Source organism: Micromonospora sp. L32 (assembly GCF_052068055.1).
GTDB lineage: Bacteria > Actinomycetota > Actinomycetes > Mycobacteriales > Micromonosporaceae > Micromonospora > Micromonospora purpureochromogenes.
Window position 1 is genome coordinate 286,431 of sequence record NZ_JBQHDD010000002.1, and the last position, 21,064, is coordinate 307,494.

The following is a 21,064-nucleotide window of genomic DNA, read 5'->3' on the forward strand; positions in this document are numbered from 1 at the left end:
GTAGGCGGCTGGTGTGCCGAGGTCAAGGACATGCGGCACCAACTCCAGGGACCGCCATCCGCACCCGGTGGGGCGGGGACGAACACGGAACGCCCTTTGCTGGTCGGCAGCACAGAACACCTAGGCTGTGCCCCATGACCGAGCAGCGTGGCGGACCCGTCGACGAGTCCTGCGTCCTCACCGAGGGGCCGTGGACGCACCGGTTCGTCGGCGCGAACGGCAGCCGGTTCCACGTCGTCGAGGCCGGCGCCGGCCCGATGGTGCTGTTCCTGCACGGCTTTCCCGAGTACTGGTGGGCCTGGCACCAGGTGCTGCCGGCGGTCGCCGACGCCGGCTTCCGGGCGGTCGCCGTCGACCTGCGCGGCTACGGCGCCAGCGACAAGCCACCCCGGGGATACGACGGCTACACCCTCGCCGCCGACGTCGCTGGACTGATCCGGGCGCTGGGCGAACGCTCCGCGACCGTGGTCGGCACCGGCGCGGGCGGCCTGATCGGCTGGACGGCGGCCTCGTTCCACCCCACCCTGGTCCGCCGGCTGGTGGTGCTCGGCGCGCCGCACCCGCTGCGCCTGCGGGCCGCCATCTTCGCCGACCCGCGCGGCCAGTTCGCCGCCTCCACGCCCACCCTGAAGTTCCAGCTGCCCCGGTACGAGCACCTGCTGACCCGGGACGGCGGGGCCGCCGTCGAGGAGATGCTGCGCCGCTGGGGCGGCCCGCAGTGGACCCGGGGGCCGGAGTTCGACGCGTACGCGCGGAGCTGCCGGGAGGCGATCCAGATCCCGCAGGCCGCGTTCTGCGCGCTGGAGGGCTACCGCTGGGCGTTCCGGTCGGTGCTGCGGCTGCACGGCTACCGGTTCGTCCGGCTGATGCAGAAGCCGCTGGTGACCCCGACCCTGCAACTGCACGGGGCGCTGGACACCGCCTCGTTGCCGCGTACCGCCCAGGGCTCCGGCCGGTACGTCACCGCCGAATACGAGTGGCGGCTGCTCGACGGCGTGGGGCACTTCCCGCACGTCGAGGCCCCGGAGACGGTGCTCGGCGAGATCCTCCGCTGGTCGAAGTCGTGACCGGGCGGGCGGCGGATCAGACCCGCTGCTCGCGCAGGTCGGCCACCTCGCCGGCGGGTGCCCAGCCCTGGTAGACGCCGAAGTCGAAGACCTCCAGGCCCATCGCCTGCGCCACCGGCCAGCGCCCACCGGTGTACTCCACCCGCAGCCAGCCGTCGTGCTCGCCGAGGACCACGAACGGCTGCCCCTGCCACGTGCAGGTGGTGCGCACGTACGCCAGGTCCTCGACCTCACCGGCCGGGACCACCCGGACGTGCCGGCCGGGGCGTACCTCCGCGAAGCCGTCCCCCGGTTCGGGCTGGTAGATGCGGACGTCGTCGCCGTCCGGGCTGGCCTGGTACTCCCGCCCGCGCCACCGGGCCACGTAACCGTCGCGCATCACGGCTCACCCACCTGTCGCCAGAGCAGCGCGTCGGTGTCGAGCAGGGCGACCACCCGCTCGGTGCCGTCCGCACCGATCCGCCACAGCTGCGCGCCGTGCGGCAGCCGGGCGCTGTCCACCTTGAACTCGGCCACCACCTCGGTGCTGTCGCCCGGGGCGAAGCCGTTGCCCCGGAACGGCGGGCGCTCGATGACCCAGCCCTCCATCGCCCGCATGGCGGCCTCGTTCTGCCCGCCGTACGGGATCCGGTAGAGGCTCGGCCGGTACGCGGGCCAGCGCAGCACGTAGATCCGGTCGGCGTCACGCGCGAACGGCGAGTCCGGGTAGGCGAGACCGAGCGCGTCGTGCAACTGCGCCGGGGTGTTGAGGTGCGCCAGCTCGTTGGCCCGGTGCACGAAACCGGAGACCCGGTCGTACCCGCGCTCCAGGTAGTAGGCGAGCTGGCTCGGGGCCACCGCCTTCTGCATGGTCACCGGCCGGGTCGGGTCGGCGACCTGCGGGGCGTACCGGGGCCGCTCGGCCGGTTCCTCGACCGCGACCGCCTCCGGCTCGGTCTCGGTGTCGTCACCGAGCCCCACCTCGGCCGCCCAGTTGGCCAGCCCGACGATCTGCTCGCCGGGCAGTTTCGCCCCGATCGGGCTGCCGGGGTTGACCGCGAAGGACCACACCTCTTGCGGCCAGCGCCGGATCAGCTGCACGAACCGGACCTCGACGGTCTCCACCGGCTCCGGGCAGTGGTCGGCCAGCCGCTCCGGCGAGGTGTGCACCACCACGTACGTCTCGCCGTCGAGTTCCTCCGTACGCCAGACGAAACCGGGATCGCCGGGACGGCTGCCGGGCACCGAGTCGGGTGCCACCGGCAGGAGCACCCGGGCCAGGAGCAGCGTGGAGAGGAAGGTGTCGGTGCTGCCGGAGCCGGCCGCGTCCAGCAGGTCCTCCTCGACCGCGTTGGCGGGCTGGAACGCCTCGACCGCCTGAGCCGGAGTGACGCGGCCGGCACCGCTGGACGACGGAGCCGCCTCGCCCGGCCGGGTGTGCTCGGCGACGGAGGGGCCGGCCGGGGTCGGCCCGGCGGGCGCGGCCTCGGCCACCGGCGTCCCCGCCGGCGCGCCGCCGAAGGCCGGGGCGACGGGCGGGGTGGGCACGGTCGCCGCCTGCTGACCGCCGAAGGCCGGCGAGACGGGCGCGGCGGGAGACGGCGCTGCCGCCTCGGTCCGGCCGCCGGCGGCCGGCGATACGGATGCGGTGGCGGTCGGCGCACCCTCGGCTGGGCCATCGAAAGCCGGCGAGAGGGGGGCGGCAGAAGTCGGCGCCTCCTCGGGCCGGGCACCGAAAGCCGGCGACACGGGCGCGGTCGGGGCCGCGAAGAGCGACTCCGTGCGGTCGTCGGAAACCGGGGCGAGCCGCTCGGTGGGTTCCTCGTCGTCCGGAGCGGCCTGCGCCGCGGACCCGCCGCCCGGCACCGGAGCGATCGGCTCTGTCCGCTGCTCAGGAGCTGGGAAGACCGACCCGGTGCGCTGCCCGGCAGCCGGGAAGACCGGTTCCGTCCGCTGCTCGGGAGCCGCGAAGAGCGACGAGGTGCGCTGCTCGGCGGCCGGGAAGACCGGTTCGGTGCGCTGCCCGGGGGCGGGGGAGATCGGCTCGGTGGGGTCGTCGGCGGACGGCGAGCCGAAGGCCGGGCGGGGGAAGGTTGTTCCCGCCGGGCCGGAGGCGGCGAACTGCCCGCCGCCGGCGGAGCCGTTCATGCTGGCGCTGTTGTCCAGGCCGGCGGTGGCCGGCGGGATCCGGTCCGGCGCCGGGGTGACGGGCAGGTCCCGGGACTCGATGACGGTGCCCTCGATGACGATCGGCGAGAAGCCGCGACGCGGTGCCGGCGGCCCGGAGACCGGCTCGGCGATCGACACCGGCAGCTCCTCGACCGGCGAGGGCGTGAGCCGCGCGGACGGGTCGGGAAGGCGCTGAATCTGCTCCTCGGCGGGCGGCGCCGTGGGCGTGGGGTGCCGTCGCGGCAGCGCCTGGGTCGCCTCGGCGTCCGGCGCCGGCACCCGGAACGCCCGGGTGGACTCCTCCGCCAGCGGGTCCGGCCGTCGGTCCGCCGGCGCGGGGGGCGGCGCCTGTCCGTCGGGCCGGTCGAACTGGAACGCCCTGGTCGGTTCCTCCCCCGGCCGCGCGGTCGCCGGGCGGCGCCGGGGGAAGGCCTGGCCACCGAGCCCGGGCCGCGGCGGCGGCGCGGCCCGCTCACCGGTACGCAGCGGGTCCCGCGACGCGCGGGGCGAGGCACCCCGCTCGGAGGACGGCTCGAAGAACGAGCTGCGGCCGTTGGGCGGACCACCGTCCCCGGCGAGACGGGCGCCCAGCCCCTCCCCGAGGAGCCGACGCCGGGGCGAGGTCATCCAGGGTGCGACGGGCGGCCGGTCGGGATCGGACGATGGCGTGGCGGCCGGCCGGCCGTTGGCCGGGTCCGCCGGTGGTCGAGGCTCGCCGCCCGGCCGCGTCCCCCCGGCGGCCGGCACGACGTCCGGGTACGACGCGGCCGCCGGCACCTCCGGATACGACGCGGCTGCCGGCACCACCGGGTCCGTACCCGACGGGCGCGGCCGGTCCGGTTCCGGGCGGTACGGCGCGGCCGAGGGGCGGGCGGGGTGCGGCACCCGTGCCGGCCCGGGAGCGCCGGGGCGGGCGGCCGAGGCGTCCGGTCCCGCGCCGATGGCGGGCGTGGGGGTCGGCGGCGCCACCGGGCGCGGCTGCGACCGGGCGTCCGGGGCGGGGTCCCGCGCCTCGGTCGCCCGGGCGGGGCCGGTGCTGTCGGCCTGACCGCGGGCCACCGACTCCACGCGCTCCAGCCGGGCGCGGGCGCCCATGGTGCGACCGGGCAGGCGGACGTCGCCACGGGAGAGTTGGGAGACGAACCACGCCGGCAGGTAGCCCTCGATCGGCAGCCCCGGGTTGACGGCCAGCCACCACTCGTGGTTGGGCCAGGTGGCGGCGAGGTCGGGGTACGGGGCACGGCGGCTGGGACCGGCCGTGGCACCGAGGCAGGCGCGCAGCGCGGCGGTGGAGGTGAAGGCCAGCACGTGCGTGCGGCCACCCGTGGTCCAGGTGCCCCAGCCCAGCGGTGCCTCGCCGGCGAGGGCCTGTGCGGAGACCGGCAGGAGCAGCTCGGTGCCGGCCAGGATGCGGAAGTAAAGTTCCTGGTTGTTGGCGTGCAGCGCGTCGCGCATCGCCGTCTCGGCCTCGGTAGCCGGCTCCCAGTCGGTCACGGCCACCTCTCCTCCCGCCAACAGGCCATAGGCATCGCGTACAACCTACAAGGTACGAACAAGATCACAATGGGCTGACCGCGTGGGGTCGCGAGGCGATAACATCGCGTTCCGGAGTCGACACGATACGGAGGCGGTCGATGCACCGGCCCAGCGCGCGGCCGACCTTCGCCGGCCTGGCGGCGGTCCTGCTGACCGGCCTGCCGGCGCTCGCCGTGTCGTCGGCCACCCCCGCCCGGGCCGCCGCGCCGGCCTGCTCCGCCCCGCTCGCCCCGGCCCGCTCGGTAACCGGCGCCCCGTGGGCCCAGCGCCGGTACGCCCCGGAACGGCTGGTCCCGCTGGCCACCGGCGCGGGAGTGACCGTCGCGGTGATCGACTCGGGGGTCGACCGGCGGCACCCGCAACTGCGCGGCCGGGTGCTCGACGGTGCGGACTTCCTCGACCCGGGCGGCGACGGCACCCGCGACTGCGCCGGTCACGGCACCGGGGTGGCCAGCATCATCACGGCCGCGTCCGTCGACGGCGTCGCCTTCCACGGGCTGGCACCCCGCGCCCGGATCCTGCCGGTACGGGTGAGCGAGCAGCAGGTGGTCGAGGGACGGGAGTCGGGGCGCACGGTCGGCGCGGCGGACTTCGCCCAGGCCATCCGGTGGGCGGTGGACCACGACGCCGACGTGCTGAACCTCTCCGTCGTGCTGTACGCGGACAACCCGGCCGTCCGGGAGGCGGTGAGCTACGCGGTGCGCCGGGACGTGGTGGTGGTGGCCGCCGCCGGCAACCTGCACGACAGCGGCGACCCGCGCCCGTACCCGGCCTCGTACGACGGGGTGCTCGGGGTCGGCGCCATCTCCCCGGACGGCACCCGCGCCGCCTTCTCCCAGACCGGCTCCTACGTCGACCTGGTGGCGCCCGGCAGCGACGTGCTGATGGCCGCGCCGGAGCAGGGGCACCACCGGGCCGAGGGCACCAGCTACGCCACGCCCTTCGTGGCCGCCACCGCGGCGCTGGTTCGGCAGTACCGGCCCGAGCTGAGCGCGACGGAGGTGGCGCGGCGGATCGTCGGCACCACCGACCCGGCGCCGGGCGACGGTCGGGGCGGGTACGGCGCGGGCGTGCTGAACCCGTACCGGGCGGTCACCGAGACCGGGGCGGCCGCGACGGCGGGGGTGCGCGGGGCGGCGGCCCTGCCGGCCGACCGGCCCGATCCGGCGCTGCTGGCCAAGCGGGCGCGACGCGCGGCGGCGCGGGACCGGGCCCTGCTGGTCGCCGGGGTCACCGGCGCGGCCGTGGCGGCGGCGGTGCTGCTGACCCTGGTGCTGCCGCGCGGCGCCGGGCGGGGCTGGCGCCCGGCCGGACCGGCCTGACCCGCCGGTGGCCGACACGGCGACGGCGGCGCCCACGGGATCGTCGGGCGCCGCCGCGCGGCCGGGCTCACTGGAACAGGCCGACGTTCTTCTTCTCCGTGTCGAGGTAGTCGGTGGCGGAGTCGTCCACCGCGAGCTTGATGTCGCGCAGCATGGCCTGCAGGTCCTGCGAGGCGGACCGCCACCGCGCCTGCCGCTGCTCGTACGCCTGCTGCGCCTCGCCGGCCCAGCTCGCCACCAGCGGGGCGGCGTCGCGCTCCAGTTGGCCGAGCTGCGAGTCGAGCGTGTTCAACGCCTTCTGGATGTCCGCGCTGGCCTGTTGCAGCGCGGCGAAGTTGACGACCAGGACACCGTGGTCCATCGGATGCTCCTCCCCCTGGTGTGGTTAAAGCGGCAGTTGGATGCCGCGGTTGGTGCCGGAGACCCGGCTGGCCGCCTCGTCGTCGGAGACGTCGTACTGCCGGCCGGCGGTGCGGATCGCCGACGCGGTCTCCCGCAGGGCGCGCTGCAACGTCGCCTGGTCCTGCGACCACTGCTGCTTGACCTGCTCGAACGAGCGGCCACCGGCGCCGCGCCAGGCCTGCTGCAACACCTCCAGCTCGGCCATCAGGCCGCTGAGCATGCTCTGCAGCGACTGGTCCACCTGCTCGAACCTCGCGGCGGTCTGCTGCATCACCGCGGCTTCTGCCTGGGTCTGGGCCACCCGGACGTCACCTCGTCTCTCCGTCGTGGCTGCCGCCGGACGATCCATGGACGCCTCGAGGCGGGGCCCACGGCGGCGACGGTCAGCCGAACTCGTCGCTGACGGTAGCGGCCCGATCGCCGTTGTGCTACCCCCTCGCCCTCCCCTGTGGACAACCGGCACCGACGGTTCCCCTTACCATGGGTCACGTCGCCGTAGCGGTACGGTGCGCACCGGTGGTCCGGCGGCGGCCTGGCGGTCCGACACGTCGAGCGGAGGAGACGCGGTGACGGCGAGCACGACGGCACGGCCGGCCCACCGCCAGCCCCTCCCGCCACAGTGGAACGCGGTCCCCGTCCGCCGGTCGACCGCCGTCCGCGCAGGTCAGGTGGCGGCCGCGCAGGTCGCGCTGGCGCTGCCGGTCGCGACCCTCGGCCGGGGCGTGGCGGCTCTCGCGCTCGCCCTGCTCGCCGCCGGGCTGCTGCTCGCCACGGCCTGGGTCCGCTGGCGCGGCCGGTGGCTGTTCGAGTGGCTCGGCACCGGCGTCGGGTACGCCACCCGCCGGCGACTGCTCGGTCCGGCCGCCGGTCCGGCCGCGCTGCTGGACCTGGTGCTCCCCGGCGCCGTGGTGCGGTCGGTGGAGCTGGCCGGCGGGCCCGCCGCCGTGATCGACGACGCCGCCGGGCTGACCGCCCTGATCGAGCTGGGCGATCCCGGAGACCTGCTCGGCGACGGCCCGCGCGCGCTGCCCGGGCCGGCCGCGCTACTGCCGCCCGCCACGACCGAGCATCCGCCGCTGCGGGTCCAGCTCCTGCTGCACGCCGCCCCGGCCCCGGCGCCCGGCGCGGCAGGCGGGACGGCGGGGACGTCGTACCGGCAGCTGACCCAGGGGCGGCTGCCCGGCCAGGAGCGGGCGCTGCTCGCCGTCCGGGCGCTGCGGGTGGACGGCTGGTCGGACGAGGAGCTGCGCCGGGCCCTGTCCGGCACCGTACGCCGGCTGGTCCGCCGGCTCGGACCGGTCGGCGCCCGACCGCTCGGCGAGCACGCGGCGCTGCGCGTACTCGGGGAACTGGCCCACCACGACGGTGGCCGGCCGATCCGGGAGACCTGGCCGGCGGTGCGCTCCGCCGACCTGCTCCAGGCCGGCTTCCGGCTGGCCCGCTGGCCCGACCCGGGCACCGAGCTGGGTCGGCGGCTGGTGCCCCGGCTGCTGGCGTTGCCGGCCACGGCGACCAGCGTGTCGCTCTGCGCCGGTCCGCGCACCGCCGCCGACGCCGCGCCGGTGCCGGCCGAGCTGACGGTACGCCTCACCGCCCGGACGCCCGAAGAGCTGGCCCTGGCCGGCCAGGCGCTGCACCGGCTCGTCGCCGACGCCGGCGGCGAGGTACGCCGGCTCGACGGTGCGCAGCTCGCCGCCCTGGCCGCCACGCTGCCGCTGGCGGTGGCCGCCGGCCCGGTGGCGCCCGGCCCGGACCCGGAGCCGCTGGAGCTGTCCCTCGGCGACGCCGGGCTGATGGTCGGCGCCAACCGGCACGGCGGAGCGGTGACCGTCCGACTGTTCCGCGCCGAGGGCACTCGGCTGGTGCTCGTCGGCGGGCTCCGCGCGGCGCAGTTGCTGGTGCTGCGGGCGATGGCGCTCGGCGCCCGGGTGGCGGTGCGCACCGGCCGGCCGCGGGCCTGGGAACCCTTCGTGCGGGGCGTCGGCGGCATCGGGGGCGGCATCGCGGTTCTCCCGCCGGGCCGCCCGCTGGGCGGGGCGCCCGGTTCGCCGCTGTGCCCCCTGCTGCTGGTGGTCGACGCGGGCGCGGCGGCCGACGACCCCGGGCCGGGGCCGGCCTGGCAGGCGACCCTGGTGGTCCGGGACGAGCTGGCCGCGGCCGACGCGGACACCCTGGGCCGGGCCGACCTGGCGGTGCTGCAACCGCTGGACCAGCGGGAGGCGGTGCTGGCCGGCGCGGCGCTCGGGCTCGGCGGGTCGGCGGAGTGGCTGACCCGGATCCGGGACGACATGGTGGCGGTGGTCAACCGCCGGGCGCTGCGCTGGGCGCTGCTCTCGCCCACCCCGATCGAATCGCAGCTGATCGGCCGGCCGGCCCGCCGCTGAACCCGGGGTACGCGGAGGGTTCCCCGAGTGGGCTGTGCGTGGCACGATCCCCGCCATGGGTTTTCTGAAGGGCCTTCTGATCCGGCTGGGCTCCACCGCGGCCGCCTTCTGGCTGGCGACGCTGCTCATCCCGGGCATCACCCTGGACTCCGACTCGGCCGTCGAGACGGTCACCACGCTGCTGCTGGTGGCGGTGATCTTCGGCGTGGTCAACGCGGTGCTCCAGCCGGTCATCAAGTCCGTCGGCTGCGGCTTCTACCTGCTGACCCTCGGCCTGATCGCGCTGGTGGTCAACGGCCTGCTCTTCCTGCTGACGAGCTGGATCGCCGGCGAGGCCGGGCTGCCCTTCCACGTCGACAGCTTCTGGCCCGAGGCGGTGCTCGGCGCGCTCTTCGTCAGCATCGTGACCTGGATCCTCGGCGCCATCCTCGACCGCGACTGACCCGGCGACGCCCGGGCGGGACGCGCAGGCGCGACGCCCGGGCGGGAACGGCGGCCAGTGGCCGGGAATTGGCTCGCGCGGGCCGGGGGCGTCCCGGCTAGCGTGGCCGGGGTGTTCACCCTGACCCGCGACGACGGCTACCTGCTCAGCACCGATCCCGACCGGATCGACCTCGACCGGGTGCACCGCTGGCTCTCCACCGACGCGTACTGGGCGCTCGGCCGGAGCCGGGAGACGGTGGCGGCCTCCTTCGCCGGCTCGATCCCGTACGGCATGTACGCCGGGGGCGAGCAGGTGGCGGTGGCCCGGGTGATCACGGACCGGGCCACCTTCGCCTGGCTCTGCGACGTCTACGTCGCGCCGTCTGAGCGCGGTCGCGGGCTGGGCACCTGGCTGGCCACCGCCGTCCGGGACCACCTGGCCGGGCTGGGGGTGCGCCGGATCCTGCTGGCCACCCTCGACGCCCACGGGGTGTACGCGAAGGTCGGCTTCGCCCCGGTCGAGCCGGGCCGCTGGATGGAGTTGGACCACCGTCCGGTGAAGCCGGTCACCGGAAAGGAACACCCACCCGCCGCGCCCCTTACGGTGGAGGGGTGAATCCAGTCCGGCTCGGCTACCTGTACGGCTTCGGCGCGTACCTGCTCTGGGGCTTCTTCCCGATCTATCTGAAGCTGCTGCGCCCGGCCGGACCGGTGGAGATCCTGGCCCACCGGATCGTCTGGTCGGTGGTCTTCGTCGCGCTGCTGCTGGCCGCGATGCGCAACATCGGCTTCCTGCGCGCGCTGGCCCGCCGCCCCCGGACGCTGGCCGCCATCGTCGTCGCGGCCGCGCTGATCGCGGTGAACTGGGGCACCTACATCTACGGGGTCAACTCCGACCGGGTGGTGGAGACGGCGCTGGGGTACTTCATCAACCCGCTCGTCGTGGTGCTGATCGGCGTCTTCGTGCTGCGCGAGCGGCTGCGCCCGGCGCAGTGGGCGGCGCTCGGCGTCGGCGCGGCGGCCGTGGTCGTGCTCACCGTCGACTACGGCCGGCTGCCGTACCTGGCGTTGACGCTCGCGTTCAGCTTCGCCGGGTACGGCCTGGTCAAGAAGCGGCTCGGGCTGCCCGCCGCGGAAGGGCTCTTCGTCGAGTCCGCGGTGCTGGCGCTGCCCGCCCTGGCGTACCTCGGGTGGCTGGCGCGGCGCGGCGAGTCGACCTTCGGGCACGTCTCGCTCGGGCACACCCTGCTGCTGGTGCTCGCCGGCGCGGCCACCGCCGTCCCGCTGCTGCTCTTCGCCGGCGCGGCCAACCGGCTTCCGCTGTCCGGCCTGGGGATGTTGCAGTACCTCGCGCCGATCCTCCAGCTCGGCTGCGGGGTGCTGATCTTCCACGAGCCGATGCCGCCGGCCCGGCTGGCCGGCTTCGCGCTGGTCTGGGTGGCGCTGATCGTCTTCACCGTCGACGCGGTGCGGCACACCCGCCGCACCCGGGCCGCCGCCCGCACCCCGGTCCCGGCCACCGCCGCCACGCGGTGACCGGAACTCAGCGCACGTCGTAGCCCAGCACGGCGGTGCCGTCGGCGCGGACCAGCTCCAGCCGGACCAGCTCCGCGTCGGTGAAGCGGGTCGCGCCGCTGAGGCGCACCTCGTCGCCGGGCGCGGCCAGCCAGGAGCCGATCTGCTCCGTGGCGCCGTCCGGGCCGTGCGCCACCAGCCGGAACGTGTACGCCTTGCCGTAGCCGGCGGTCGCGTCGTACCCGCAGCGCATGGTGACCTCGGTGCCCCAGTCGGTGCCGGTCAACCCGATCTCGGCGTGCACCGGGGCCTTCGCCGCCACCGGCTGCATGGCGACCATCCGCACCGCCTGGACGGTCGGCCCGGGCGGCGTGGGAGGCCGCAGCACGGCCGCGCCCCCGACGCCCACGACCAGGGCGAGCGCGGCGGCGGCCAGGGCGGTCAGCGCGTACCGTCGGCGCGCGCCGGACCGCTCCCGGCGCCGGCGGTCCCGGGCGGCGGCGAGCAGCGCGGGCACCCGGTTCGGCTCCTGCGGCGGGGGCAGGAACTCGTCCAGCGCGGCCGGGTCGAGCCGGCCGAGCAGCCCGGGCAGCACGGCGATCTCGGAGACCGCCTCCCGGCACGCGGCGCAGCCGGCCAGGTGCCGCTCGTAGGCGGCGCGGTCGGCGGGAGCGAGGGCGCCCAGCACGTACGCGCCGTCGTCGTGCGCGAACTCGCAGCGGGTCATCCGGTCACCCCCATCTCGGCCAGGACCAACCGTAGTGAGCGCAGCGCGTAGTGCGTGCGGGACTTGACCGTCCCCGGTGGCACCCCCAGCCGGGCGGCGGCCTCGGCCACCGAACGGCCCTGGTAGAAGCACTCGACCAGCACCTCCCGGTGGGTGGGGCTGAGCCGGTTCAGGGCCTCGGCGACGGTCCACGCCTCCACCGCGCGCTCCGCTTCGTCGACCGCCTCCGGCGGCTCGGGCAGGTCGTCGGTGAACACCTCACCGACCCGGGTGGACCGGCGCCGCCAGGCGTCGATCGCCAGGTTCCGCGCCGTGGTGAAGAGCCAGGCACGGACGGAGCCGCGCCGCGGGTCGAGCGACTCGGGGTGGCGCCAGGCCCGCAGCAGGGTCTCCTGCACCAGGTCCTCGGCCCGGGTACGGTCGCCGTTGACCAGTCGGAGCGCGTGCGCGTACAGCGCCTCCGCGTGCTCGTCGTGCAGCGCGCGCAGCAGTTGGGCGTCGTGGTCGCTGATGGTGATCCCCTCGCTCTCCGCGGCGAGTGCGGCGAATGCGTTCGCCCGTGGATACGCGCCGTCACGCCGATCGGTTCACCTGCGACCGCTGTTCACATCCGGTTAACGCCGAGTCCGGCGACCGCTCACCGCGCCCTGGCAGCCTCCGGCCGGTACGCACGTCGATCGGGTGATCCGGCGTGCCACCGATCTTGCTTCCAGGAGGCTCCTGAAATGAGCGACCGTCCCCGGCTGCTCCCCTTGCTGGGCGCCACCCGCCACGGCAGCCGCGATGCGATGACCTGTCTGTACCGGTGCGGCAACGCCTGCGACCACCCGGTGCCCAATTCTTCCGACAACGCGTACTTCGGGGACCTGGTGGAGGCCGAGGTGTCCCGGCGCGGCGTGGTCCGGGCCGGCGCGGTCGGCGCGCTGGTGCTCGGCTTCGGCGGCGCGGCCGCCGGCGCGCTCGCCGGGGCCGCCCCGGCCGCCGCCGCCCCCGGCACGCCGGTCGTGCCCGAGGCGACCGACTTCGGCCGCCCGCAGCCGTCCACCGGCGCGCTGACCTTCAAGCCGATCCCGCCGAACCAGCTCGACACCCTGGTCGTGCCCAACGGGTACGACCACGCGGTGGTCATCCGCTGGGGCGACCCGGTGGTCCCCGGCGCCCCCGAGTTCGACCTGCACGGGCAGAACGCCGCCGCGCAGTCGAAGCAGTTCGGCTACAACAACGATTTCGTCGGCGTGCTGCCGCTGGACCGGCGGGGCCGGCGGGCGCTGCTCGTGGTCAACCACGAGTACACCAACGAGGACCTGATGTTCCCCGGCTTCACCGGCCTGGACGCGCTGACCGTGGAGCAACTGCGCACCGCGATGGCCGCGCACGGCATGTCGGTGGTGGAGTTGGAGCGGGTCGACGGCACCGGGCAGTGGCGTCCGGTCGCGGGCGGCCGCCGGCCGTACAACCGGCGGGTCACCGCGCTGGGCACGAAGTTCGAGCTGACCGGCCCGGCCGCCGGCTCGGCCTGGCTGCGCACCGCCGCCGACCCGAAGGGTCGTACGGTCGTCGGCACCCTGAACAACTGTGCCGGCGGGGTCACCCCGTGGGGCACGGTGCTCTCCGGCGAGGAGAACTTCAACCAGTACTTCGTCGGGGCGGACGCCACCCCGGAGGAGCTGAAGCCGAAGCTGGCCCGCTACGGCATCACCACCACCGCCCGCTACCCCAGCGGCAGCCGGAAGTGGGAGCGGGCCGATGAGCGCTTCGACCTGGCGAAGCACCCGAACGAGGCGCACCGCTTCGGGTGGATCGTGGAGATCGACCCGTTCGATCCGGAGAGCCGCCCGCGCAAGCACACCGCGCTGGGCCGGTTCAAGCACGAGGGCGCCAACGTCATCGTGGCGAAGAGCGGGCACGTGGTCGCGTACATGGGCGACGACGAGCGCTTCGACTACCTCTACAAGTTCGTCTCCGACAAGAAGTTCCTGCCGGGCGACTCGTGGGTGGCCCGCAAGCACAACCTGACCCTGCTGGAGTCCGGCACGCTCTACGTGGCGCAGTTCGAGCAGACCAGCGCCGCCGAGATCGACGGCTCGGGCAAGCTCCCGGCCGACGGCGCGTTCAACGGCCGGGGCCGGTGGATCAAGCTGGTCAGCGGCAACCGCTCGTACGTCGACGGGATGACCGCCGCGGACGTGCTGACCTTCACCCGGCTCGCCGGGGACAAGGTCGGCGCGACCAAGATGGACCGGCCGGAGGACGTCGAGCCGAGCCTGCTCACCGGCAAGGTGTACGTGGCGCTGACCAACAACACCGACCGGGGCAAGCCGGGCAAGGCGCCGGCCGACGAGGCCAACCCGCGCAACCTCAACAAGCACGGCCAGATCCTGGAGCTGGTCGAGGACCGGGGCGACAACACGGCGGAGAGCTTCGCCTGGTCGCTGCCGATCGTCGCCGGCGACCCGACCGACCCGTCGACCTACTTCGCCGGGTACGACAAGACCAAGGTCTCGCCGATCTCCTGCCCGGACAACGTCGCCTTCGACGCCGCCGGCAACCTCTGGATCTCCACCGACGGCAACGCGCTGGGCAGCAACGACGGTCTCTTCGCCACCGCGGTCGAGGGTCCGGAGCGGGGGCACCTCAAGCAGTTCCTCACCGTGCCGGTCGGCGCGGAGACCTGCGGGCCGTTCATCACCGGCGACAACCGCTCGGTCTTCGTGGCCGTGCAGCACCCCGGTGAGATCACCGGCGCCTCCGTGGAGAAGCCGGCGTCCACCTGGCCGGACGGCGACTACGCCAAGCCGGGCGTGGTCGTCACCTGGCGGCTGGACGGCGGCCCGATCGGCAGCTGACGTTCCCCTCGGTGGCCCGGCGCCGGGCCACCGGTCGAAGGGCCCCGCTCCCCGCCAGGGACGGGGCCCTTCCGACGTCCAGGTCAGGGGTCGATCGACTCCGTTTCGGCGACATGGCGCATCGGCTGCGGTGGGATGCCGCCAGTTCGGCGAAACGGAGTCGATCAACGCCGGGCCGGCCGCGCACGCGCAGGGCGGGCCGGGGTCAGGCGTCGGCGGCGATGCCGTCGGCGACGGCGCGGGCGACGGTGAGCAGCTTGGCCCGGACCACCCGGGCCGAGGTCATCATCTCGCTGGCCGGCAGGGCGCAGGCCAGCGCGACCCGGCGTTCCATGTCCTTGTCCGGGGTGACCAGCACCGCCGCGCAGGCCACCCCCTGCCGGAACTGCCCCAGCTCCAGCTGCATGCCGCGCCGGTCCCCGGCGGCCAGGTCCGCCTCGAACGCCTCGACGGTGGTCAGGGTGGCCGTGGTGAACGGGCGCATGCCGTACTCGCGCAGGTAGCGGAAGCGCTGCTCGGCGGTGAGGGTGGCCAGCAGGCACTTGCCGAGCGCGGTGGCGTGCGCCCCCTCGTCGAAGCCGGGGACCAGGTCCTCCAGGTGCGGCGAGCGCGGCCCCTCGGCGACCGCCGTGACCGCCACCTGCCCGCCCACGAAGCGGCCCAGGTAGTGGCTCCAGCCGGTGTCGGCGGCGGCCCGACGCAGCGTCTCCCCGACCGCCGGCGGCCCCCGGAAGGCGGTCACCAGCTCCCGGTACCGGTCGGCGACCTCCAGCCCCACGATGTAGGTGCCGTCCTCCCGCCGGATCACGTAGCCCTCGTAGGCGAGGGTGCGGACCAGGTGGTACGTCGTCGCGACGGTCAGCTCGCACCGCCGGGCGATCTGTTTGACGGTCAGCCCCTTGGGGGCGCGACCGACCGACTCGAGCACGCGTAGCGCGCGGGAGACGCTCCGGATGAGATCCGAAGGCTCCGCCAGGGGGTCGCGCACAACCACCTCCGCAGCCGGGGACTTACACCATATGAAAAACCGCCCGGGGACGGAACGCCCGTTCGGGTCGAGGATTCCAGATCAGACCGCACGTGGCGTGTATCGCTGCGACACGCCGGGCGCCCGTGAGCTGGGCTCACGTAGGTTGGCCAGACGATGACCGACACCGCGCTGACTCCCTCGCCCAGCCCGCCGGCCGTAGCCCCGCTGCGGGCCGGCGCCGGGGCCATCGCCACCACCGTCGCCTCGGTCCTGCCGGTGTTCCTCGTCGGCGGCCTGGCCGTGCAGATGGGTGACGATCTCGGCTTCTCCCCCGCCGGTCTGGGTCTGGCCGTCTCGGTCTACTTCGGCATCAGCGCGCTGGCCTCGGTGCCGTCCGGCCGGCTGGTCGAGCGGTACGGCCCGGCGGTGGTGGCCCGGGCCGGCATCCTGTTGGCCGCCGGCTGCCTGTTCGCCATCGCGGTGCTGGCCCGGTCGTACCCGGTGTTGGTGGCCCTGCTCGGGCTGAGCGCCGCGGCGAACGCGCTCGGGCAGCTCGCCAGCAACGCGGCGCTGGCCCGGCACGTGCCGGCCCGGCGGCAGGGCCTGTCCTTCGGGGTGAAGCAGGCGGCAATTCCGGTCTCCACCCTGCTGGCCGGCGCGGCGGTGCCCACCATCGCCCTCACCGCCGGCTGGCGCTGGGCGTTCGTGGCTGCCGCCGGGGCCGCCCTGGCCGCCCTGCCCGCCGTACCCCCGGGGCAGCCCGGACCGGCCGGGAAGGCCGCCGGGGCGCGCGGCGGGCGGGCCACCGCGGCCCTGGTGGTGGTCGGTGTGGCGGCGACCCTCGCCGCGGCGGCCGCCAACGCGCTGGGCACCTTCGTGGTGGACTCGTCGGTGGCGCGCGGCCTCGCGCCGGGGCTGGCCGGGCTGACCCTCACGCTGGGCAGCGCGGTCTGCGTCACCGCCCGGATCGGGGCCGGCTGGCTCGCCGACCGGCGGGCCGAGGGGCACGTGGCGGTGATCGCCGGGATGCTGGTGGTGGGCGCGGCCGGGCTGGGGCTGCTCGCCCTGGCCGGCGCGGTGCCGCTGGTGGTCGGCGTGGTGCTCGGCTTCGGCCTCGGCTGGGCGTGGCCAGGGCTGATGAACTTCGCGGTAGTCAGGCTGCACCCGCAGGCCCCGGCCGCCGCCACCTCGATCACCCAGACCGGGGTGTACGCCGGCGGCTGTCTCGGCCCGCTCGCCCTGGGCGCCACCGCCAGCGCGGCCGGCTATCCGGCGATGTGGCTCACCGCGGCCGTCGCGATGCTGGCCGCCGCCGCGTTCATGCTGCTCGGCAGCCGCATGCTGACCCGCACCCCCTGACCTGCGACCGGTGCGGTCCACCTCGTGATCGACCGGTGGAGCGGCTCCCGGGCGGGAGCGGTCAGCTGGTGCGGTCGGCGATGTAGTCGCAGAGGGATTCGAGGGCGCCACGGGCGGGGCCCTGCGGGAGCGGGGCGAGCTGGGCGCGGGCGTCCTCGGCGTAGCTGCGGACGGTCTCCCGGGCCCGCTTGAGCGCCGGGGACTCACGGAGCAGGCCGAGCGCCTCGGCGTGCAGCGCGTCGTCGACCAGCGGGCCGGTGGCCAGGATCTCCCGCAGCCGCACCGAGGCGGCGTCGGAGTCGTCGGCCGCCCGGGCGTAGAGCACCGGCAGCGTCGGCACGCCCTCGCGCAGGTCGGTGCCGGGCGTCTTGCCCGACTGCACCGACTCGCTGGCGATGTCGAGCAGGTCGTCGGAGAGCTGGAAGGCGACCCCGATGGTCTCGCCGTAGCCCGCGAGGGCCTCGGTGTGCTCCGCCGACGCCCCGCCGAACATGCCGCCGAAGCGGGCCGAGGTGGCGATCAGCGAGCCGGTCTTCTCGGCGATCACGTGCAGGTAGTGCGCCACCGGGTCCTCGCCGGCCCGGGGGCCGACGGTCTCGGCGATCTGGCCGTGCACCAGGCGGGCGAAGGTGCGCGCCTGGAGGCGGACGGCCTCGGTGCCCAGGTCGGCAGCGAGATCCGCGGCGCGGGCGAAGAGGTAGTCGCCGACCAGGATCGCCACCGAGTTGGTCCAGCGGGAGTTGGCGCTCGGGGCGCCCCGCCGCACGGCGGCCTCGTCCATCACGTCGTCGTGGTACAGCGTCGCCAGGTGGGTGAGCTCCATCACCACGGCGGCCGGGACGACCTGCGCGTCCGCCGGGTCACCGAACTGCGCCCCCAGCGCCACCAGCAGCGGCCGGAACCGCTTGCCGCCGGCCTCCACCAGGTGCCGGGCGGCCTCGGTGACGAACGGGTCGGCGCTGGCCACACTGGCCCGCAGCTCGGCCTCGACGCCGTCGAGCACGCCCAGCACGGAGGCCTCGACGCGCGGATCGGTGAGATGCACCCCGAGCGCGCCGACCTGACTCGTGCCCGCCCGGCTCCGACGACCGCCGGAGCCGACGACGCCTGAACGCTCGCCAGCCGGAATCACCACGCCTTCAACCATGCCACACCCGTTCGACCTGCTCCGGAGCGGGGATACAGGCGCGGGGCCGGCGCGCCATCGCGCACCGGCCCCGCGTCCTCGGGCAGACGTCTCACCGTACGAACGCTGCGGCGTCCGTGGCCAGGTCGAGCAGCGGAGCCGGGGCCACGCCCAGGACCAGGGTGGCCACCACGCCGATCATCAGCGCGGTCGCGGTCAGCCCGCCCGGCACGGTGACGGTCGGGGTGCTCTCGCCCGGCTCGGAGAGCCACATCATCACCACGACCCGCAGGTACGGGAAGGCCAGCACCATGCTGGTCAGCACGCCGGCCACCACCAGCCAGGCGTGGCCGCTCTCCAGCGCCGGGCCGAAGACCGCGAACTTGCTGGTGAAGCCGCTGGTCAGCGGGATACCGGCGAAGGCCAGCAGGATGAAGGTGAAGATCCCGGCGTAGAACGGCGACCGGCGGCCCAGCCCGGCCCAGCGGGACAGGTGGGTGGCCTCGCCGTCCGCGTCCCGGACCAGGGTCACCACGGCGAACGCGGCGAGCACCGAGAAGCCGTACGCGGCCAGGTAGAACATCGTGCCGGAGACGCCCTCGCCGGTCGGCGCGAGCACACCGACCAGCAGGTAACCGGCATTGGCGATCGAGGAGTACGCCAGCAGCCGCTTGATGTCGGTCTGGGTGACCGCCAGCACCGCGCCGACCAGCATGGTGAGCACCGCGACCACCCCGAGGACCGGGGTGAAGTCCCAGGCCGCGTCGGCGAACGCCACGTGGAACACCCGCAACAGGGCGCCGAAGGCGGCCACCTTGGTACAGGCCGCCATGAAGCCGGTGACCGGCGTCGGGGCGCCCTGATAGACGTCCGGGGTCCAGACGTGGAACGGCGCGGCGGCGGCCTTGAAGAGCAGGCCGATGGCGAGCAGCGCCATCCCGGCGAAGAGCAGCACCTCGCTGGCGGGCGACTCCTTCACCGCGGCGTGCACGGTGGCGAAGTCGACGCCGGCCGACCGGCCCGGGATGCCGGCGGTGAAGCCGTAGATCAGCGCCACGCCGAACAGGAAGAACGCCGACGCGTACGCCCCGAGCAGGAAGTACTTCATCGCCGCCTCCTGGCTCAGCAGCCGCCGACGACGGGCCAGCGCGCAGAGCAGGTAGAGCGGGAGCGAGAAGACCTCCAGCGCGATGAACATGGTCAGCAGGTCGTTCGCCGCCACGAAGATCAGCATGCCGCCGATCGCGAAGGTGGTCAGCGGGTAGACCTCGGTGGCGCCGTTGCTCCCCTCGGCCTGCCGCCGGTCGTCGGCCGACTCGGCGGTGATGGCAGCCTGGGCGACGAACGCCCCGCCCCGCTCCACCGTGCGGTCACCGATCAGCAGCAGCGCCATCGCGGCGAGCACCAGGATGGTGCCCTGGAGGAAGAGCGTGGGGCCGTCCACCGCGATCGCCCCACCGGCGGTGAGCAGCCGGTCGTCGGCGTTGAGCACCGTCATCACCAGCGCGGCGAGCACCGCCAGCAGAGCGAGCGAGAGCTGCACGACGTGCCGCCGGCGGCGCGGCACGAAGGCCTCCACCAGCACGCCGAGCAGGGCGACGCCCAGCATGATCAGGATCGGAGCGAGGGCCGCGTAGTCGATCGACGGCAACTTCAGCTCGGTCATTTTGCGGCCTCCTGGACGCTGCCGACCGTCGGGGCGGGATCGGTCCGGCCGACGTCGTTCATGGTCGCCTGGACGGCGGGGTTGATGACGTCGGTGACCGGCTTGGGGTAGAAGCCGAGCAGCACGATCAGGGCGATCAGCGGTGCGACCACGACCTTCTCGCGCAGGCTGAGGTCACGGCGCATGGCCTCGACCTCGGTCAGCTCCGGGTTGAGCGTGCCCTGCGTGGTGCGCTGCACCATCCAGAGCACGTACGCGGCGGCCAGGATGATGCCGAGCGTGGCGATCACCGCGACCGGCTTGTTCACCGTGAAGGTGCCGATCAGCACCAGGAACTCGGAGACGAACGGCGCGGTGCCGGGCAGGGCCAGGGAGGCCAGACCGGCGAAGAAGAGCACCCCGGCCAGCAGCGGCACCAGCTTGCCCGCCCCGCCGAAGTCCTTGATCAGGGCCGAGCCGCGGCGGGCGATCAGCATGCCCACCACCAGGAAGAGCAGGCCGGTGGCGAGGCCGTGGTTGAGCATGTAGAGCACCGCGCCGGTGCCGGCCTGGGTGGTGAAGGCGAAGATGCCGACGCCGATGAAGCCGAAGTGCGCGATCGACGTGTACGACACCAGCCGCTTCAGGTCGGACTGGCCGACCGCGAGCAGCGCCGCGTAGATGATGCCGATCAGGCCCAGCGCCAGCGCCCACGGGGCGAACCACTTCGACGCCTCGGGGAACAGCGGCAGGCAGTAGCGCAGGATGCCGAAGGTGCCGACCTTGTCGAGCACGCCGACCAGCAGGGCGGCGGCCCCGGCCGGGGCGGCGCCACCGGCGTCCGGCAGCCAGGTGTGGAACGGGAAGAACGGCGCCTTGATCGCGAAGGCGAGGAAGAAGCCGAGGAAGAGCCAGCGCTCGGTGCCGGTGGAGATGTCCACCTGAGTCAGCGCCTGCCAGTCGAAGGTCTTCCCGCCGACCACCCAGAGGCCGATCACCGCGGCGAGCATGAACAGCCCGCCGACGAGCGAGTAGAGGAAGAACTTCACCGCCGCGTACTGCCGCTGGTGGCCGCCGTAGCTGCCGATCAGGAAGTACATCGGCACCAGCATGACCTCGAAGAACACGTAGAACAGGAAGACGTCGGCGGCGGCGAAGACGCCGATCATCGTGCACTCGAGGACCAGCAGCAGGGCGAAGTAGACCGGCACCGACCGCTTCGACGACTCGGCGTCGTGCCAGGAGGCCAGGATCACCAGCGGCACCAGCACCGCGATCAGCATCAGCATGACCAGCGCGATGCCGTCGGCGGCGAAGGTGAAGTTGACGCCCCAGGTCGGGATCCAGGCGTACGACTCACGGAACTGGAGCCGATCGCCGTTGGCCTGGAAGGAGACCCACATGACCACGGAGAGCACCAGCACCAGCAGCGACCAGCCGAACGCCACCTGCTTGGCCAGCTCCGGCCGGCGACGCGGCAGGAAGGCCACCACCAGGGCGCCGACCAGCGGTGCCACGGTCAGCACCGAGAGGAACGGGAAGTTGGACATTATTCGGCCTTACCTCCGTCGTCACTGCGTGGTCCGCCGGCGGG

The 21,064-nt window shown here is 74.7% G+C and carries 18 protein-coding genes; 8 read left to right on the forward strand and 10 right to left on the reverse strand.

What is annotated here, in order from left to right; translation table 11 throughout:
* Positions 1 to 134 precede the first annotated feature (134 nt).
* Positions 135 to 1,067 (forward strand): alpha/beta fold hydrolase, encoded by a 933-nt coding sequence (locus ACTMTB_RS05890; protein ID WP_358000711.1) that lies wholly within the window; start codon positions 135 to 137, stop codon positions 1,065 to 1,067.
* A 16-nt stretch (positions 1,068 to 1,083) separates the two neighbouring features.
* On the opposite strand, the gene ACTMTB_RS05895 is transcribed toward ACTMTB_RS05890, so the two are convergent.
* Both ACTMTB_RS05895 and ACTMTB_RS05900 read right to left on the reverse strand, forming a co-directional pair.
* On the reverse strand, positions 1,084 to 1,449 hold the full coding sequence (locus tag ACTMTB_RS05895; RefSeq protein WP_441143035.1) for a hypothetical protein: 366 nt from the start codon (positions 1,447 to 1,449) through the stop codon (positions 1,084 to 1,086).
* Entirely contained in the window at positions 1,446 to 4,709 is a 3,264-nt protein-coding gene (locus ACTMTB_RS05900; protein ID WP_441143037.1) for an SseB family protein, read from the reverse strand. The genes ACTMTB_RS05895 and ACTMTB_RS05900 overlap by 4 nt, the downstream gene beginning before the upstream one ends.
* Positions 4,710 to 4,849: 140 nt before the next feature.
* Between ACTMTB_RS05900 and mycP the strand changes: the two genes are divergently transcribed.
* Positions 4,850 to 6,073 carry a type VII secretion-associated serine protease mycosin gene (mycP, locus tag ACTMTB_RS05905; protein WP_441143039.1) on the forward strand — a complete coding sequence of 408 codons (1,224 nt, stop codon included), beginning with the start codon at positions 4,850 to 4,852 and terminating at the stop codon, positions 6,071 to 6,073.
* Positions 6,074 to 6,140: 67 nt separating this feature from the next.
* Here mycP and ACTMTB_RS05910 read toward each other — a convergent pair whose 3' ends face one another.
* A complete protein-coding gene (locus ACTMTB_RS05910) occupies positions 6,141 to 6,434 on the reverse strand; it encodes a WXG100 family type VII secretion target (RefSeq protein WP_088959255.1) in 294 nt (97 codons plus the stop codon).
* A 24-nt stretch (positions 6,435 to 6,458) separates the two neighbouring features.
* Positions 6,459 to 6,776 (reverse strand): WXG100 family type VII secretion target, encoded by a 318-nt coding sequence (locus ACTMTB_RS05915; protein ID WP_441143042.1) that lies wholly within the window; start codon positions 6,774 to 6,776, stop codon positions 6,459 to 6,461.
* 265 nt (positions 6,777 to 7,041) lie between these two features.
* On the opposite strand from ACTMTB_RS05915, the gene eccE reads away from it, so the two are divergent.
* The 4 genes from eccE to rarD all read left to right on the forward strand — a co-directional run bounded on the left by eccE (position 7,042) and on the right by rarD (position 10,818).
* Positions 7,042 to 8,859 carry a type VII secretion protein EccE gene (gene eccE, locus ACTMTB_RS05920; protein ID WP_441143044.1) on the forward strand — a complete coding sequence of 606 codons (1,818 nt, stop codon included), beginning with the start codon at positions 7,042 to 7,044 and terminating at the stop codon, positions 8,857 to 8,859.
* Between the two features lie 55 nt (positions 8,860 to 8,914).
* Entirely contained in the window at positions 8,915 to 9,301 is a 387-nt protein-coding gene (locus tag ACTMTB_RS05925; RefSeq protein ID WP_280840688.1) for a phage holin family protein, read from the forward strand.
* A 111-nt stretch (positions 9,302 to 9,412) separates the two neighbouring features.
* Entirely contained in the window at positions 9,413 to 9,898 is a 486-nt protein-coding gene (locus ACTMTB_RS05930; RefSeq protein WP_441143046.1) for a GNAT family N-acetyltransferase, read from the forward strand.
* Positions 9,895 to 10,818 (forward strand): EamA family transporter RarD, encoded by a 924-nt coding sequence (gene rarD, locus ACTMTB_RS05935; RefSeq protein WP_280840686.1) that lies wholly within the window; start codon positions 9,895 to 9,897, stop codon positions 10,816 to 10,818. Before ACTMTB_RS05930 ends, rarD begins: the two co-directional genes overlap by 4 nt.
* Before the next feature lie 7 nt (positions 10,819 to 10,825).
* On the opposite strand, the gene ACTMTB_RS05940 is transcribed toward rarD, so the two are convergent.
* Together ACTMTB_RS05940 and ACTMTB_RS05945 are read right to left on the reverse strand one after the other, a co-directional pair.
* A complete protein-coding gene (locus tag ACTMTB_RS05940; RefSeq protein ID WP_441143049.1) occupies positions 10,826 to 11,524 on the reverse strand; it encodes an anti-sigma factor family protein in 699 nt (232 codons plus the stop codon).
* Positions 11,521 to 12,015, reverse strand: a complete 495-nt coding sequence (locus tag ACTMTB_RS05945) for a sigma-70 family RNA polymerase sigma factor (protein ID WP_088959261.1) — start codon at positions 12,013 to 12,015, stop codon at positions 11,521 to 11,523. Before ACTMTB_RS05945 ends, ACTMTB_RS05940 begins: the two co-directional genes overlap by 4 nt.
* Before the next feature lie 234 nt (positions 12,016 to 12,249).
* Between ACTMTB_RS05945 and ACTMTB_RS05950 the strand changes: the two genes are divergently transcribed.
* Positions 12,250 to 14,370 carry a PhoX family protein gene (locus ACTMTB_RS05950; protein ID WP_441143051.1) on the forward strand — a complete coding sequence of 707 codons (2,121 nt, stop codon included), beginning with the start codon at positions 12,250 to 12,252 and terminating at the stop codon, positions 14,368 to 14,370.
* Positions 14,371 to 14,575: 205 nt separating this feature from the next.
* Here the strand turns inward: ACTMTB_RS05950 and ACTMTB_RS05955 are convergent, their stop codons facing one another.
* The gene (locus tag ACTMTB_RS05955) at positions 14,576 to 15,358 is read right to left on the reverse strand and encodes an IclR family transcriptional regulator (RefSeq protein ID WP_441143052.1); all 783 of its coding nucleotides are present in this window, start codon (positions 15,356 to 15,358) and stop codon (positions 14,576 to 14,578) included.
* A gap of 156 nt (positions 15,359 to 15,514) precedes the next feature.
* Between ACTMTB_RS05955 and ACTMTB_RS05960 the strand changes: the two genes are divergently transcribed.
* Positions 15,515 to 16,699 carry an MFS transporter gene (locus tag ACTMTB_RS05960; protein WP_441143054.1) on the forward strand — a complete coding sequence of 395 codons (1,185 nt, stop codon included), beginning with the start codon at positions 15,515 to 15,517 and terminating at the stop codon, positions 16,697 to 16,699.
* 61 nt (positions 16,700 to 16,760) lie between these two features.
* On the opposite strand, the gene ACTMTB_RS05965 is transcribed toward ACTMTB_RS05960, so the two are convergent.
* The 3 genes from ACTMTB_RS05965 to ACTMTB_RS05975 form a co-directional block, all read right to left on the reverse strand.
* On the reverse strand, positions 16,761 to 17,846 hold the full coding sequence (locus ACTMTB_RS05965) for a polyprenyl synthetase family protein (protein WP_441143056.1): 1,086 nt from the start codon (positions 17,844 to 17,846) through the stop codon (positions 16,761 to 16,763).
* 91 nt (positions 17,847 to 17,937) lie between these two features.
* Complete coding sequence (gene nuoN / locus ACTMTB_RS05970; protein WP_441143058.1) at positions 17,938 to 19,491, reverse strand: NADH-quinone oxidoreductase subunit NuoN; 1,554 nt, start codon at positions 19,489 to 19,491, stop codon at positions 17,938 to 17,940.
* A complete protein-coding gene (locus ACTMTB_RS05975) occupies positions 19,488 to 21,020 on the reverse strand; it encodes an NADH-quinone oxidoreductase subunit M (RefSeq protein ID WP_441143060.1) in 1,533 nt (510 codons plus the stop codon). Before ACTMTB_RS05975 ends, nuoN begins: the two co-directional genes overlap by 4 nt.
* Between the last annotated feature and the right edge of the window lie 44 nt (positions 21,021 to 21,064).

Bases quoted from the DNA above. Each gene is read 5' to 3' on its own strand.
- ACTMTB_RS05890 (WP_358000711.1), top strand. From the start codon at position 135: ATGACCGAGCAGCGTGGCGGACCCGTCGACGAGTCCTGCGTCCTCACC.
- mycP (WP_441143039.1), top strand. From the start codon at position 4,850: ATGCACCGGCCCAGCGCGCGGCCGACCTTCGCCGGCCTGGCGGCGGTC.
- ACTMTB_RS05910 (WP_088959255.1), bottom strand. From the start codon at position 6,434: ATGGACCACGGTGTCCTGGTCGTCAACTTCGCCGCGCTGCAACAGGCC.
- ACTMTB_RS05925 (WP_280840688.1), top strand. From the start codon at position 8,915: ATGGGTTTTCTGAAGGGCCTTCTGATCCGGCTGGGCTCCACCGCGGCC.
- ACTMTB_RS05940 (WP_441143049.1), bottom strand. From the start codon at position 11,524: ATGACCCGCTGCGAGTTCGCGCACGACGACGGCGCGTACGTGCTGGGC.
- ACTMTB_RS05950 (WP_441143051.1), top strand. From the start codon at position 12,250: ATGAGCGACCGTCCCCGGCTGCTCCCCTTGCTGGGCGCCACCCGCCAC.
- ACTMTB_RS05960 (WP_441143054.1), top strand. From the start codon at position 15,515: ATGACCGACACCGCGCTGACTCCCTCGCCCAGCCCGCCGGCCGTAGCC.
- ACTMTB_RS05965 (WP_441143056.1), bottom strand. From the start codon at position 17,846: ATGGTTGAAGGCGTGGTGATTCCGGCTGGCGAGCGTTCAGGCGTCGTC.
- nuoN (WP_441143058.1), bottom strand. From the start codon at position 19,491: ATGACCGAGCTGAAGTTGCCGTCGATCGACTACGCGGCCCTCGCTCCG.
- ACTMTB_RS05975 (WP_441143060.1), bottom strand. From the start codon at position 21,020: ATGTCCAACTTCCCGTTCCTCTCGGTGCTGACCGTGGCACCGCTGGTC.